This is a genomic window from Terriglobia bacterium, assembly GCA_020072645.1.
Classification (GTDB): Bacteria; Acidobacteriota; Terriglobia; order Terriglobales; family Acidobacteriaceae; genus Angelobacter.
The window spans coordinates 14,625-26,658 of the sequence record JAIQGK010000001.1 but is presented as its reverse complement, the minus strand read 5'-3'; the positions used below and the strand labels follow the sequence as shown (position 1 = coordinate 26,658).

Below are 12,034 nucleotides of genomic sequence, written 5' to 3'. Positions count from 1 at the left end.
CCTGCCGTACCGCAATGGTACCCTTGCGGGCAGCCCGAAGCAGCATAGCAGGTGGAACCAGCTCTCATCACTTACTGCTTGGCGGGGCAGGCGCTGTCGCAGTCCCTGGAGCCACTGTTGTAGTAGCTGCGGGGGGTGATTGAAATAGTTTCCGTGCATTCTTCCAAAGCTGCGTAACTCCCCAGGTCCAGGGAAGCCCAACAAACAGCCACGCCAGCATAACCAGCACTGCGGGCGTTCTCTTGATCTGACCTTCCATGATTTGCTCCTTGTATTTGCGAATCGCGCACGCGCAATGATCCGCTGGTTAGGCCGTTAACAGTTCCTTGCTTGGTTCCTGAGCTTTGTACCAGTATTTGGAACTCACTGGCCGCACAGCGGCATTGGCCAGCAACCCAACAACCAGCAAGCCGACCATTACATACAAAACGGTGGAGTAGGAATCGGCCAGCGGAACCCCGCGGTTCTTCTCATACTCGCGTATGTAATTGACCAGCACGGGTCCGCAAATTCCCGCCACGGACCAAGCCGTGAGCAAGCGCCCATGGATGGCCCCAACTTCCATGGTTCCAAACAGGTCGCGTAAATATGCCGGCACCGTGGCAAAGCCGCCGCCATACATACTGACAATTACGGCTGAGATGATCACAAACAAAGGAACGCTGTTCATGCCGCTGACGCCAGTACGCGGCGCCAGATAGTAAAGCACTGCGCCCAGGACGAAGAACACGTAATACGTATTCTTGCGGCCGATATAGTCAGAGACGCTGGACCATATGAAGCGTCCGCCCATGTTGAATAAGCTGAGCAAGGCAACAAAGCCGGCCGCCGCGACGGGAGTGACTCTTCCCCGGAAAAGCTCCTGGATCATGGGAGAAGCCTGCTCCAGAATTCCGATTCCCGCGGTCACATTCATACACAACACAATCCAAAGCAACCAGAATTGCAGTGTGCCAAATGCCGCATTCACTTCAACGCTATGGGCCGTGACCAGAGCTTTAGGCTTTACCGGAGCCACCCAGCCTTCCGGTTTCCATCCAATTTCCGGCACCCGAACAGTAAAGACACCGAACATCATCGCTACAAAATAGATGGCGCCCATCACCAGGAAAGTCTTCCCCACGCCCAGCGAATGGTCAGTGCGGAAGTAGTGCATGAGATTGGTCGCCAGCGGGGAGCCGATGAGCGCGCCTCCCCCGAATCCCATGATGGCCATTCCCGTGGCCATGCCGGGACGGTCAGGAAACCATTTGATCAGCGTGGAAACCGGAGAAATATACCCCAGTCCCAATCCGATGCCGCCGATCACGCCGTAGCCCAGATAGATCATCCAAAGCTGATGCACCTGCACGCCCACGGCTGAGATGAAAAATCCGCTGGCAAAACAGACAGCAGCGGCGAACATGGCTTTGCGCGGGCCCGCTCTCTCCAGCCACTTGCCGAAAACAGCAGCGGAAAGCCCCAGGAATACGATGGCAAGGCTGAAGATCCAACCCAGGTCTGTGAATTTCCAGTCCGCGAGGTGTGGGCTGTCCACGCCGGGCAACGCCTTGAGGCCGCCGCCGGTGGTTGCCACCTGCAGCAGGTAATTTAGCGGCTTCTTGAATACACTGAAGGCATATACCTGCCCGATCGCCAGATGAATGGAAAGCGCGGCAGGTGGGACCAGCCAGCGGCTGAATCCCGGTTTTGCTACAGAGTGACTGCGATCGAGAAAAGATAATGCACCCATGGTGACACCTCATTCGTGAAATGGCCTTGCCTTACGAATGCAGCGAGCGGGGCGTTCAATAGGAACCTTGCCGCAATTCCCGGAAGCGTCTGGTCCGCGATAGCGAAAGCCAGAGCGGTCGTTCAATTCGTTGCAAAATATTAACAATTCGTAACACGATATATCAAGTGTTTTCTTGCTCTTGTCGGAAAGGGTCAGCCATCTGCAAGGCAGGATGTGCCATCCCATAGAACATGGGATGGATTCAGGATTATCGCCGCCAAAGCTCACAAGATTCTCATGGTCAACCGGCCCCGGAAAGCCAGTTCGCCACAGCCGCGCGTTCACGCTGGCGTGAGCTGGGCGACGAACTGCGCGCTGACGTAGCGGAATTTAACAAGCAAGGCACGGGCGCTGATTTGGTGATGGAGGGTGAAGATACGTATCGCGTCCGCAACTCCGGTTCAGGACTGGAATTGGTGCTGAAGGCTGACTTCGATAATCATTCCGCAAGCTACGACTATGCGGCCATCAACCAGCGCAGCGCCGGCGTGCCTGAGGGTGGCATGCTTTCCATGAGGCAGTCACGGCGCGGCAATGTGGAGTTTTATTCCGCCGACGAGCGGCTTACATCGGAAGAAACCCGGCAGGTGCTGCTGGAGCCGCTGCTGTTTCCCAAACAGTCATCGGCAGCGTAGCTTACTGCCAGAACTACGCAGCACTCGACAGCGCAGAAAGCTCTGCCAGCGAATGCACTTCATAGGTTGGGGTTGCTGTTCCAGGCCTGGCTGCTCCTGATCCGGGTCTGATCGATGGCCGGTTGACCCAGACGTTCTGAATTCCCAGCGCATTCGCCGGAGCAATGTCATGGTAAAGGCTTTGTCCGGCGTGCAGTATCTGGTCATTGCTCAGTCTGCTGCGGCGGATAGCTTCCTCGAAATTCCGGTGTGCGGGCTTATAGCTCTGCACCTGCTGCGCCGTCACAACAAAATCAAATTCAACCGGCGCCAGCTTTTTTCGCGTTTCGGCAAAAAGGTCATCGTCGACATTGGAGATCATACCCAGCCGGAAACGCCTGGCTAAAGACTGCAATGCAGGCACGGTGTCAATAAACGGCTTCCAGCGCGTGAGTGATTCGGCAAATGCGCTGCTTTCTTTGGATGAGATTTCCGTGCCTAGTCTGCGGCCAATTTCCTGCGCCGCCTGCGCCAGTACCTGGCGATAAGGGAGGTAAGGACCGGCTTCAAGTTGGGCTTCAATCTCGCCGTAAAGCTCAAGTATTTGCGAGTCGGAAACACGGCGGCCGTCTTTGGAAAGCAATAAACGGGAAAGCAGTGGACGCAAAGCGGCCAGCATGCCGCTTTCCCAGTCAATCAAAGTGCCGTAACAATCAAACGTGATCAGGCGAATGGATTCAAAAGACATTGAGTCAGGATATCAAGCCAAAGACGCGCGCCTGCCCCATCCATAATGGCCCGCGGCAATTTATGCGTATTTGATCCATTTCATGATTTCCGGCAGGTTCGGCTTCTTGCCGTACATCAGGATGCCCACGCGGTAAATCCGTCCGCAGAGCCAAACCATGCCGTAGATGGTAGCCAGCATCAGCGCGATGGAAAGCGCGATCTGCGGCCATGGAACCTGGCCCTGCTGCATGGAAATGCGGCTGAACATCACCAGCGGCGCGGTAAAAGGAAAGAGAGAGCCAAAAATGGCGATCGGCGAATTCGGGTGCTGGAAGATGTTGGCGATGAAAATCACCGCAAGAATCATCGGCATCATCACCAGGAATTGCATCTGCTGGGCCTCCTGCTCGGAGTTGACCATGGAACCCACGGCGGCGCAGAGCGTGCTGTACAAGACATAGCCCAGAAGAAAATACACGCAGAAGTAGATGAGCAGGCTGGGACTGATGAGTCCCTTGATCTGGCTGGCAGCGGCTATGATCGTGCCCGCAGACATCACCACCGCCACCGCTGCCCAGATTCCGACCTGGGTCAGGCCTACGGCGCCCACGCCCAGAATTTTTCCCGCCATCATGTCCCGGGCGCTGGCGGTTGAGAGCATGACCTCCATGATGCGCGATGTTTTTTCTTCCAGGATTGAGCGCATCACGTTAATTCCATACAACAGGACCGTCATGTACATCACCATCACAAAGCCAAGAGTGCCCAGGAACATGGTTTTCGGGTTGGGAGCGCCCTTGCCCAGCGGGCTCATCGCCTGCACGGACACGGGTTCCAGAGCCGCGTCAATGTCGCCCTCCTTCAGTCCTTTGTTCTTCAGGGCCTGGCGGCGCAGCGCGTCACTCACAATCTCTCCCAGAAGCTCGTTGTCAATGAGGTTGGAAACGTCAAAGGTCACAAAATCGATCTTCTTGGCTGCGATTGCCTCCGGCGTGGCCCAGAGAAAAGCGTCCAGTTGTTTGCTCTTCACCTTTTCAGTCAGAGAGGCGCGTTCGGCATCGGTAGCATTGGTGCTGACTTCGACAGTGTAGTGCGCGGGCGGCAAGTTCCGCGTCGTTCGGGTTTCGCTTTCAGCCTTGGCGGATTTGTCCTGGCGCTGCTCAATCCTGCTGCGGATCATCTCCGCTGTATCGCGGTCGCCGGCCACCACCACCATGTGCTTGGCCTCATTTGAGCCGCGGTTCGCCAGCAGCGTGGGAAACACGGAAACGCCGATCATCAATGCCGGAATCAGGAACGTCATGATCACGAACGAGCGCGTCCGCACCCGCTCCAGGTATTCACGCTTGGCGATAATAAGAATGTTATGCATTGGTTTTGCCCACCGTATTGATGAATATCTCTTCCAGAGACGGCTCCATCAGTTCAAACTTGTTGATCCGTGATTTCTCCGCCACCATGTGCAGTAATTGCTGCGCGTCCGCGCCCGGCGCCAGGCGGACTTCAACGTAATTGCCGTAATTGTTATAAGAGCTCACCAGCGGATTCTTCTCCAGAAAATCCCCGTTGCCTTCATATTCGATTTGCACGTTGCATTTGCCGTAGCCGGACTTAATGGTCTTTAGATCGCCCTGAAGCACTGCATTGCCTTTGTTGATGAGGCAAATGCTGTCACACAGCTTCTCCACCTGGTCCATGCGATGGGTTGAAAAGAGGATCGTCTTGCCCTGCTTCTTCAGGTCCAGCATCACGTCCTTCAGCAGCGTGGCGTTGACCGGATCAAGGCCGAAAAACGGCTCGTCCATGATGACGAAATCAGGATCATGCAGCAATGCGGCGATGAACTGGATCTTCTGCTGCATGCCCTTGGAAAGCTCTTCCACTTTTTTCTGCAACCACGCATCGATTTCCAGCCGCTTGCACCAGTTCACAGCTTGTTGTCGCGCATTGCCGGCGGTCATGCCGTGCAATTCACCCAGAAAGATCAGTTGCTCAATGATCTTCATCTTTTTGTACAGGCCCCGTTCTTCCGGCAGATAGCCGACTTTGTTCAGGCTCTTGCGCTCAAAAGGCTTGCCAAAAAGATTGATCTGGCCGGAATCGGGAGCTGTGATGCCGATCATCATGCGAATCGTACTGGTCTTTCCGGCGCCGTTGGGCCCCAGCAGGCCAAAAACGCCTCCCTGTGGAATGCCAAAGGAAAGGTTATTGACGGCCACAAACTGGTCATACGATTTACGCACATTACTGAGTTCAATGGTTTGCATAAAAGCGGAGTCCTGCCTCGGATGTTATACGTTGGGAATGTTCCAAAGTTACACGATTTCCAGATATTGATCGATCCAGCCGCGGACCTTCAGCCGGCGTTCGTCGGTGGGATCAAAGCGCATGCCATACACTTTGTCGCTGTCGCGATACCAGCATACAAACGCCCGGACATATTGTTTCTCTATCCCCGGCAGTGTAAGGGTGAGCCGAATAGGGTCAGATTTGGGCAGCGGCGCAAGGCAGCGTATGGAAATGCCCCCGGAACTGACTTCCACAGTTGTCCCCATAACGGGCCTGCCGTTGACTTCAAATTCTACCTGTGAAGAAACGGGGATACGCACATAACGCCGCAGTTCATGGATCACCAGCAGGTGCGTGGCGCGGACCACCTTCAGCACACTCTGACGGTCCAGAGGTTCATCCAGGACGGCATTGATTCCATAGCTCGAATAACGAAGTGCTTCCTGTGTGTTTCGCGCAATCCCATAAACCACAAGGCGGCGGTTGGAAGGCGAATTGCGCGCCGCTTTCAGAATCTTGTCGGCCTCCGGGTCATACAGGCGCAGTACACAGGCCTCAAATTTCTGCCGATTCAAGAGCAGGATCGGGTCCCCTTCAGCCGGAACCACCGTGATACCGAATTGCCGGAAACAATCATTGAGAAAGGTGTTACAAGCGGGATCAATATGGATGCTGGCGATCCTGGCAGTAATCTTGCCCGAAATGGCCGCGACTGTGGTGCTGCTCATATCTCCCTGAATCTTTATCTGGAGGCGGAATATTCTTTCTTTGTGTCGGCCGAGGCCACCTTGTTACGTCCTAATTGCTTTGCTTGATACAGCGCGGCATCGGCCGCAGCCACTACTTCATCGCGCGTCACGCCATGCGCCGGATAGTCTGCCACGCCGCAGCTGATGGTAACAGGCCGCGGCACGCCGGGAAAGAAATGGGTTTCCACCTGGCGGCGTAGCTTTTCCGCCACCCGTACGGCACTGTCTCCGGTCGTTTCCGGCACGACAATCGCAAACTCGTCGCCACCATAGCGGCAAACCATATCCATCTTGCGCAGCTGCTGCTTCAGGATGGTGGAAACCGAGCGCAGCATTTCGTCGCCCAGCAGATGCCCGAATTCGTCATTCATCTTCTTAAAGTGGTCGATATCCACCATAATTACGGACATACGGCCCTGGAAGCGGCTGGCGCGCTCCAACTCTTCCACAATACGCATTTCAAAGAATCGCCGGTTGTGGATTCCCGTAAGCCCATCCACATAGGCAAGCTGCTTCATGCGATCAAAGTTGTGCGCGTTCTGGATTGCCGCAGCGCAGATGTCCGCCACGGACTCCAGAGGCTGAACGTCATCATGATCGAACGCGTTTTTACGGGCGCTATCCAGCGCCAGTACGCCCAGCTTTTCACCAAAGATAACCAACGGCACGCACATTTCCGACTGCGTTTCCACAAAACCCGCTATGTAGCCATCCACGCTTTTAACGTCATTTTCAATCACGCTTCTTCCAGACGCCAGTGATCGTGCGGCCAGGCCACTGCCGGGCGACAAAATCTCTCCCATGGTGAGCTTTGCAGTAAGACGCCCTTCATGTGCACGCACTCGCAGGCTGTCGCCTTCAGCCAGCAGCACGGCGGCATGGTCAATGCCAAACAAATCCATCAGCAAGCGGCAAACCACGGTGAGCAGTTCATCCAGATCGAGCACGCGCGTGGTCTTTTTGGCTACGGCATTAATGGCCTCAAGTTGCTTGGTCCGGCGACGCTCCGCGGAGTACAGCCGCGCATTTTCCAGGGCCATGGAAGCCTGCGTGGAAAACAGCGTGAGCAGGTCAATCTTTTCCAGATCAAAGTAGTCAATCTGGTCACTTTGAAAATCCAGGACGCCGACCACATCATCGCGGACCATCAAGGGGATTGCGACCTCAGACTTTGTTTCATCCACCTTCCGAAGGTAGCGCGGATCTTTGCTCACATCGGGTGCGTAGACAGGGCGTTTAATCTCAGCCGCTGCCCAAGTCAGTCCTTTGCCTTTGGGAATCCGGTAGCCAACGTCAAGATTGCTGCGGCCAAGGTGGGCGCGGACCTGAAGCTCCTGCCCGGACTTGTCCATCAGCAGCACGGCCCCGTTCTGCAACTGGAAAAAGTCACGAATGATGGTAAGGATGCGGTTCAGCACCTCATCCAGATCAAAGGTAGACAGGATCGCCTGACTGGCGTCATACAAAATAGCTATCTTTTGCATCGACTCGAGCAAGACGAATCCTTCTCCAATGAATAAATTTTGGACCACGCAGCTCCCGGCGGGATGACTTTACCGTCTGCCGGAGGGGGATGTGAGCTCGTTCAGCCTGGTATTCAGGGTTAATTAATTTTATAGCGAAAACCGACCGAATGAAAGGTGATTTTAGTCACCTAGTGTAAGTCTTTGGTCACCAGGGACAATAGGCCATTTTTCAGGCTGAAAATGAGATTTATCGCAACAAGACGGGCTGAGAATTTGCAGGAATTTTACTTGCACATCTTTCAATATCAGGAGCTCTCTTTGCAGGTTTGGGCGAGCTGGGACTTCATAGCATTTTCCCAGCGACAGGCGAGATCGCTTTGGCCAATCGCAGCTAGCGTTTTAACAGATCAATTGGCTCGCGTACGTCCGTCACACGGAAATATTTTGCCAGCGACGGATGCTTCTTTGCCACTTCTTCATACATGGCATAGGCCACATTGCGGTAGGAAAAGTGTCCCGCCGCGCCGCTGCGCAACTCGGATATGTACAGCGCTTCAGCAAAATCCATCTTGAACAAAGTCCGTTTGCGGAACGCCATGGGCAGCAGATAAAACCCCGCGTGTGTTCCAGCCGCATTAACCTTGTCGCTGGCTTGGATTGTTTTCTGGATCGCCGCTTTGTAGCGTGCACCCAGCCCGGCGTCGTTGATGTCCGGGGGGATGTCATAACCGTGATGGCGCGTGAAGCCCTGCTCGATTTGCGTGCAGCGGCGGTGACGATGCATGTCGCGAAAGCCGCCGATATCCATGAGGATGTCAAACTTAAACTGCTGCACGGCATGGAAGCTGCGTAACAGTTCATCATGCCGCCCGCGATGCCGCATTCCCAAATCGATGATCTCGCTGCGCTGCCTGGCCGTAAGCGCCTGCACCCGCTCCGTAACCTGCCGATACCCGTGATGGCAAGATGAATACAGCAGCGTCGCAGCCATCTCCACTTCGAGTGGTCCATCCTCTACTAAATCGACCAGCGGAGCCGATTCAAGCGGCACGCCTTCCATCAATTCAGTGGCGGCATGTTCCAATTCGGTCCGCGTCTGGCTTTCATACTCGCTGGCGTTGGCATACTTCACCAGAGTGGGCGCTACGCGCGTTGGACGCAGAAGCTGTTGCTCGGCCTTCGCGCCCAAATCAGGATTCGCTGCCTTGATCTCTTCCACTAGCGCGCGCATGGATTCAGCCTGGACGTTATACGAAGGTTCGCGGGCCGCATCCTTCAGTAGCGCGCCCAGATGGCGAACCTCGGCATATGGGCTCGAAAGCAGCCGCGCGATCTGCGTCTCCAAGGTGCGCGCGTTGACGATCTGGCCCAGCGAGGTGTTTGTCGCCAGCGGCAGCAGGTAGCGTGAATTGTCAAAAGCCCGCGCGCGCAACGTACGCGTGTACTGATCTTCCGCCATTTCCTGCGGACGCGGAATCTTGCCGCTGTAATACTGCAGCATCTCCTGCGTAAACGCCTCATACTCGGCAAAGAGAAAATCGATGGTCGCGCAATATTCGGTGCGGGCCGCGGCATCTGCTCCGAAATCCGGAATAAAGTAGCCGCTCTTTTTGAAATTCTGATAGCGCGTGGAGCGCTCTTGCCCGTCCCAGCGTTGCTCATCTACGAGAACGATCGCCGCCAGGATGGAGAGCTTTTCAATGGCAAACGCCAAATGCGCCAGGTCGGCAATCGAGCGGTGGCCGTATTGGAAATAAAACGTGTTGAGAAACTGTTCGGCCTTCTGCTCGCTGATCTCCTTGAGCGATTCCTTCATCGACAGCGCCGACCGCGAATACTTGGCCATGGCATAGGCCTGGACTTCAGGCTCCACCCCGTACACGGCAAAGACATTGACTTGCGGGCCGGAACTGGCCCCGTTCTTTTCTGGCGTGAGCGGCTTGGTGGTGATGGGGTCGGGCATGGAAAGTTGATTTTAGTCCATTCCAACTCGAGCTGAGATTTCTTTGCGAGAAATTGTTTGCGGTTATCTGGAGTATTCTTACTTTCGACAGGAGAAATCGAGTTTGAGCAAGACAAAGTTTGTTGCATACGCGGCTCGCAGCTTCTGGGCATATGACGTCGCTCTGAATGTCTTTCTCAAGCACCTTATCGATGCGGCCAGGGCAAGCGACCAGGCGGACACACCATGGCTTTCTGGTGCCATCTCAGATTGGCGTGTGACCTGCGTCCCGGATTTTGGTCTCAAGCTCGACACGAATTGGACGGCAGCACAGCAACAAACATTTTGCATTCTAGCTGAACAGGCGTGCGCCACGCTCGCAGAACGAGAGTCAATATCTGCTGAGGAGATCGTCTCCTGGCGGATACTCGAAGACCTGCAGCTTTACACTCGTGGTGAAACGGAAGTGAGCACTGGACCGGTTATTGAACTTGGCCGCGCGATCATAGCCCTTGTGTCGGGACATTTGCCGGATGCACCAGAAGGCAAGATCTGGATCTATGGTGCGCCCGAGGGCCGGACAACCATCGGATGGCAGCGAGATCCTCTATGAATGGCCCTTCACCCGATAATTCAGTTCTACTACGCCGTCCGGAAACGCCTTGCTGGAGAGTAGCTTGAGGGGAATTGATCGGTGCCGGGGTTGGATCAGCGGAATGCCCTCTCCAATCAGGATCGGGATAACGTGGATCATGAACCCGTCAATTTCGCCTTCGTCCAGAAACGAGGCGATGAGTCCTCCACCACCCATCATCCATATATCTTTGCCGGGCTGCGCCCGCAGCCGTTGCGCGAAAGTTTTCACCGGTTCGTTCGTCCACTCAAATCCCGGCAGCAATGACTTCCGTGCACGGCGAGAAAAGAGGTAGTTCTTGGTCGCCAGCCCGAAGTCCGCGCCCTTCATGCCCATCTTGATTCCCTTGTCATATGTCTTGCGGCCCCACAGGATCGTGTCGATGGTCTTGAAGAATTCACCGATTCCATAGTCCCCTTTTGCCCCCGGGCGGTTGAGCCAGGCCACGTCACCGTCGGGCCGTGCGATGAAGCCATCTGTGCTGATCGCAACGGACACGACAATCTTCCTACGCCGCTTCATGGTTCTTTCCCTCACCCGAACGTCGCCTAATATACCTCTGTTGGAGCATTAAGTCTGGGTAAAGATTGACGGAGAAAAATCTTGGATTTCTGCCTCCTTATCCACAGCCGCTCGCCTTCTCCCTCCGCTTCAGAGGTGATAAAATCTTTAAAATCCACTCCTCGGAGTTCCGATGCAGGCTATCCTTGCGCTGGAAGATGGACGAGTCTTCAGCGGCATAGGTCACGGCGCGAAAGGCGAATGCTACGGGGAAGTTGTTTTCAATACTTCCATCACCGGTTACCAGGAAATCTTTACCGATCCTTCTTATGCGGGCCAGATTGTTGTCCTGACCAATCCCCAGATCGGCAATTACGGCACCAATCCAGACGACAACGAAGCCACGCATCCTTATATCGAAGGCCTGGTCGTCCGCGAATTTTCGCCTATCAGTTCCAACTGGCGCTCGCAGCAGGTGACCGACGAGTATCTGGAAAAATTCAAAATCCCTGTGATCGCCGATATTGACACGCGCGCTGTCGTCCGCCACCTGCGCACCAACGGCGTGATGCGCGGCGTGATTTCTTCGATTGAAACTGATGCGCAGAAACTCATCGCCAAAGCCAGGGCGCTTCCCAAGATGGATGGCACTGACTTGGCCAAGGTGGTGACCACTAAGCAGCGGTACCAGTGGGAAACTGGCACGCGCTCGCATGAGCCAACGGAAGTTGTGGGCGTAAAAGACCGCCCGCCGAGCAAGCATGTTGTCGCCTACGACTTTGGCATCAAGCAGAACATTCTCCGCATGCTGGTGGATCAGGGCTGCCGCGTGACCGTTGTCCCGGCTATGACCTCGGCGGAAGACGTGATGTCGCTTAATCCAGACGGCGTGTTTCTGTCGAACGGCCCCGGCGATCCCGAGCCATGCACCTACGCCGCTGACAACATTCGCCGACTCATGGGCAAAACGCCGATCTTCGGCATCTGCCTTGGCCATCAATTAGTCGGGTTGGCGCTGGGTGGCAAGACGTACAAACTCAAGTTCGGCCACCACGGCGGCAACCATCCGGTAAAGCAGTTGGAAACCGGCAAGATCGAGATCACCGCGCACAACCACAATTTCGCCGTTGATCCCGATTCGCTAAAGGATTCAGAGGTTCTGAAGACTCATATTGACCTGAACGACAATACTCTGGAAGGGCTGCGCCATCGGACACTGCCGCTGTTCACTGTGCAGTATCATCCGGAGGCCTCGCCGGGGCCGCATGACTCGCATTATCTGTTCAGGGATTTCATGGGGTTGATGGAGGAGTGGAAGGGAAAATGAGAATCCACC

General features: G+C 55.2%; 11 protein-coding genes. 3 read left to right on the top strand and 8 right to left on the bottom strand.

Annotation, left to right across the window (positions count from 1 at the left end):
- Nucleotides 1-307 precede the first annotated feature (307 nt).
- Nucleotides 308-1,732 (bottom strand): OFA family MFS transporter, encoded by a 1,425-nt coding sequence (locus tag LAO76_00125; GenBank protein ID MBZ5489320.1) that lies wholly within the window; start codon nt 1,730-1,732, stop codon nt 308-310.
- Between the two features lie 233 nt (nt 1,733-1,965).
- Between LAO76_00125 and LAO76_00120 the strand changes: the two genes are divergently transcribed.
- A complete protein-coding gene (locus LAO76_00120; GenBank protein ID MBZ5489319.1) occupies nt 1,966-2,409 on the top strand; it encodes a hypothetical protein in 444 nt (147 codons plus the stop codon).
- A 13-nt stretch (nt 2,410-2,422) separates the two neighbouring features.
- Here the strand turns inward: LAO76_00120 and LAO76_00115 are convergent, their stop codons facing one another.
- From LAO76_00115 to LAO76_00090, 6 genes are all read right to left on the bottom strand, one after another.
- Entirely contained in the window at nt 2,423-3,136 is a 714-nt protein-coding gene (locus LAO76_00115; GenBank protein ID MBZ5489318.1) for a haloacid dehalogenase type II, read from the bottom strand.
- 60 nt (nt 3,137-3,196) lie between these two features.
- Entirely contained in the window at nt 3,197-4,489 is a 1,293-nt protein-coding gene (locus LAO76_00110) for an ABC transporter permease (protein MBZ5489317.1), read from the bottom strand.
- On the bottom strand, nt 4,482-5,384 hold the full coding sequence (locus LAO76_00105) for an ATP-binding cassette domain-containing protein (GenBank protein MBZ5489316.1): 903 nt from the start codon (nt 5,382-5,384) through the stop codon (nt 4,482-4,484). Before LAO76_00105 ends, LAO76_00110 begins: the two co-directional genes overlap by 8 nt.
- Before the next feature lie 48 nt (nt 5,385-5,432).
- Entirely contained in the window at nt 5,433-6,134 is a 702-nt protein-coding gene (locus tag LAO76_00100; protein MBZ5489315.1) for a PilZ domain-containing protein, read from the bottom strand.
- A gap of 14 nt (nt 6,135-6,148) precedes the next feature.
- Nucleotides 6,149-7,639 carry a diguanylate cyclase gene (locus tag LAO76_00095; GenBank protein ID MBZ5489314.1) on the bottom strand — a complete coding sequence of 497 codons (1,491 nt, stop codon included), beginning with the start codon at nt 7,637-7,639 and terminating at the stop codon, nt 6,149-6,151.
- Between the two features lie 373 nt (nt 7,640-8,012).
- Nucleotides 8,013-9,584 carry an FAD-dependent thymidylate synthase gene (locus LAO76_00090; GenBank protein MBZ5489313.1) on the bottom strand — a complete coding sequence of 524 codons (1,572 nt, stop codon included), beginning with the start codon at nt 9,582-9,584 and terminating at the stop codon, nt 8,013-8,015.
- 103 nt (nt 9,585-9,687) lie between these two features.
- Between LAO76_00090 and LAO76_00085 the strand changes: the two genes are divergently transcribed.
- On the top strand, nt 9,688-10,176 hold the full coding sequence (locus LAO76_00085; GenBank protein ID MBZ5489312.1) for a hypothetical protein: 489 nt from the start codon (nt 9,688-9,690) through the stop codon (nt 10,174-10,176).
- Here the strand turns inward: LAO76_00085 and LAO76_00080 are convergent.
- The gene (locus tag LAO76_00080) at nt 10,171-10,719 is read right to left on the bottom strand and encodes a dihydrofolate reductase family protein (protein MBZ5489311.1); all 549 of its coding nucleotides are present in this window, start codon (nt 10,717-10,719) and stop codon (nt 10,171-10,173) included. The genes LAO76_00085 and LAO76_00080 overlap by 6 nt on opposite strands.
- 172 nt (nt 10,720-10,891) lie before the next feature.
- Here LAO76_00080 and carA point away from each other — a divergent pair, with 172 nt between their 5' ends.
- Nucleotides 10,892-12,025: a glutamine-hydrolyzing carbamoyl-phosphate synthase small subunit gene (gene carA / locus LAO76_00075; GenBank protein MBZ5489310.1), complete on the top strand. Its 1,134-nt coding sequence runs from the start codon at nt 10,892-10,894 to the stop codon at nt 12,023-12,025.
- The last annotated feature ends 9 nt before the right edge of the window (nt 12,026-12,034 follow it).

Bases quoted from the DNA above. Each gene is read 5' to 3' on its own strand.
- LAO76_00125 (MBZ5489320.1), bottom strand. From the start codon at position 1,732: ATGGGTGCATTATCTTTTCTCGATCGCAGTCACTCTGTAGCAAAACCG.
- LAO76_00120 (MBZ5489319.1), top strand. From the start codon at position 1,966: ATGGGATGGATTCAGGATTATCGCCGCCAAAGCTCACAAGATTCTCAT.
- LAO76_00115 (MBZ5489318.1), bottom strand. From the start codon at position 3,136: ATGTCTTTTGAATCCATTCGCCTGATCACGTTTGATTGTTACGGCACT.
- LAO76_00110 (MBZ5489317.1), bottom strand. From the start codon at position 4,489: ATGCATAACATTCTTATTATCGCCAAGCGTGAATACCTGGAGCGGGTG.
- LAO76_00105 (MBZ5489316.1), bottom strand. From the start codon at position 5,384: ATGCAAACCATTGAACTCAGTAATGTGCGTAAATCGTATGACCAGTTT.
- LAO76_00100 (MBZ5489315.1), bottom strand. From the start codon at position 6,134: ATGAGCAGCACCACAGTCGCGGCCATTTCGGGCAAGATTACTGCCAGG.
- LAO76_00095 (MBZ5489314.1), bottom strand. From the start codon at position 7,639: ATGCAAAAGATAGCTATTTTGTATGACGCCAGTCAGGCGATCCTGTCT.
- LAO76_00090 (MBZ5489313.1), bottom strand. From the start codon at position 9,584: ATGCCCGACCCCATCACCACCAAGCCGCTCACGCCAGAAAAGAACGGG.
- LAO76_00080 (MBZ5489311.1), bottom strand. From the start codon at position 10,719: ATGAAGCGGCGTAGGAAGATTGTCGTGTCCGTTGCGATCAGCACAGAT.
- carA (MBZ5489310.1), top strand. From the start codon at position 10,892: ATGCAGGCTATCCTTGCGCTGGAAGATGGACGAGTCTTCAGCGGCATA.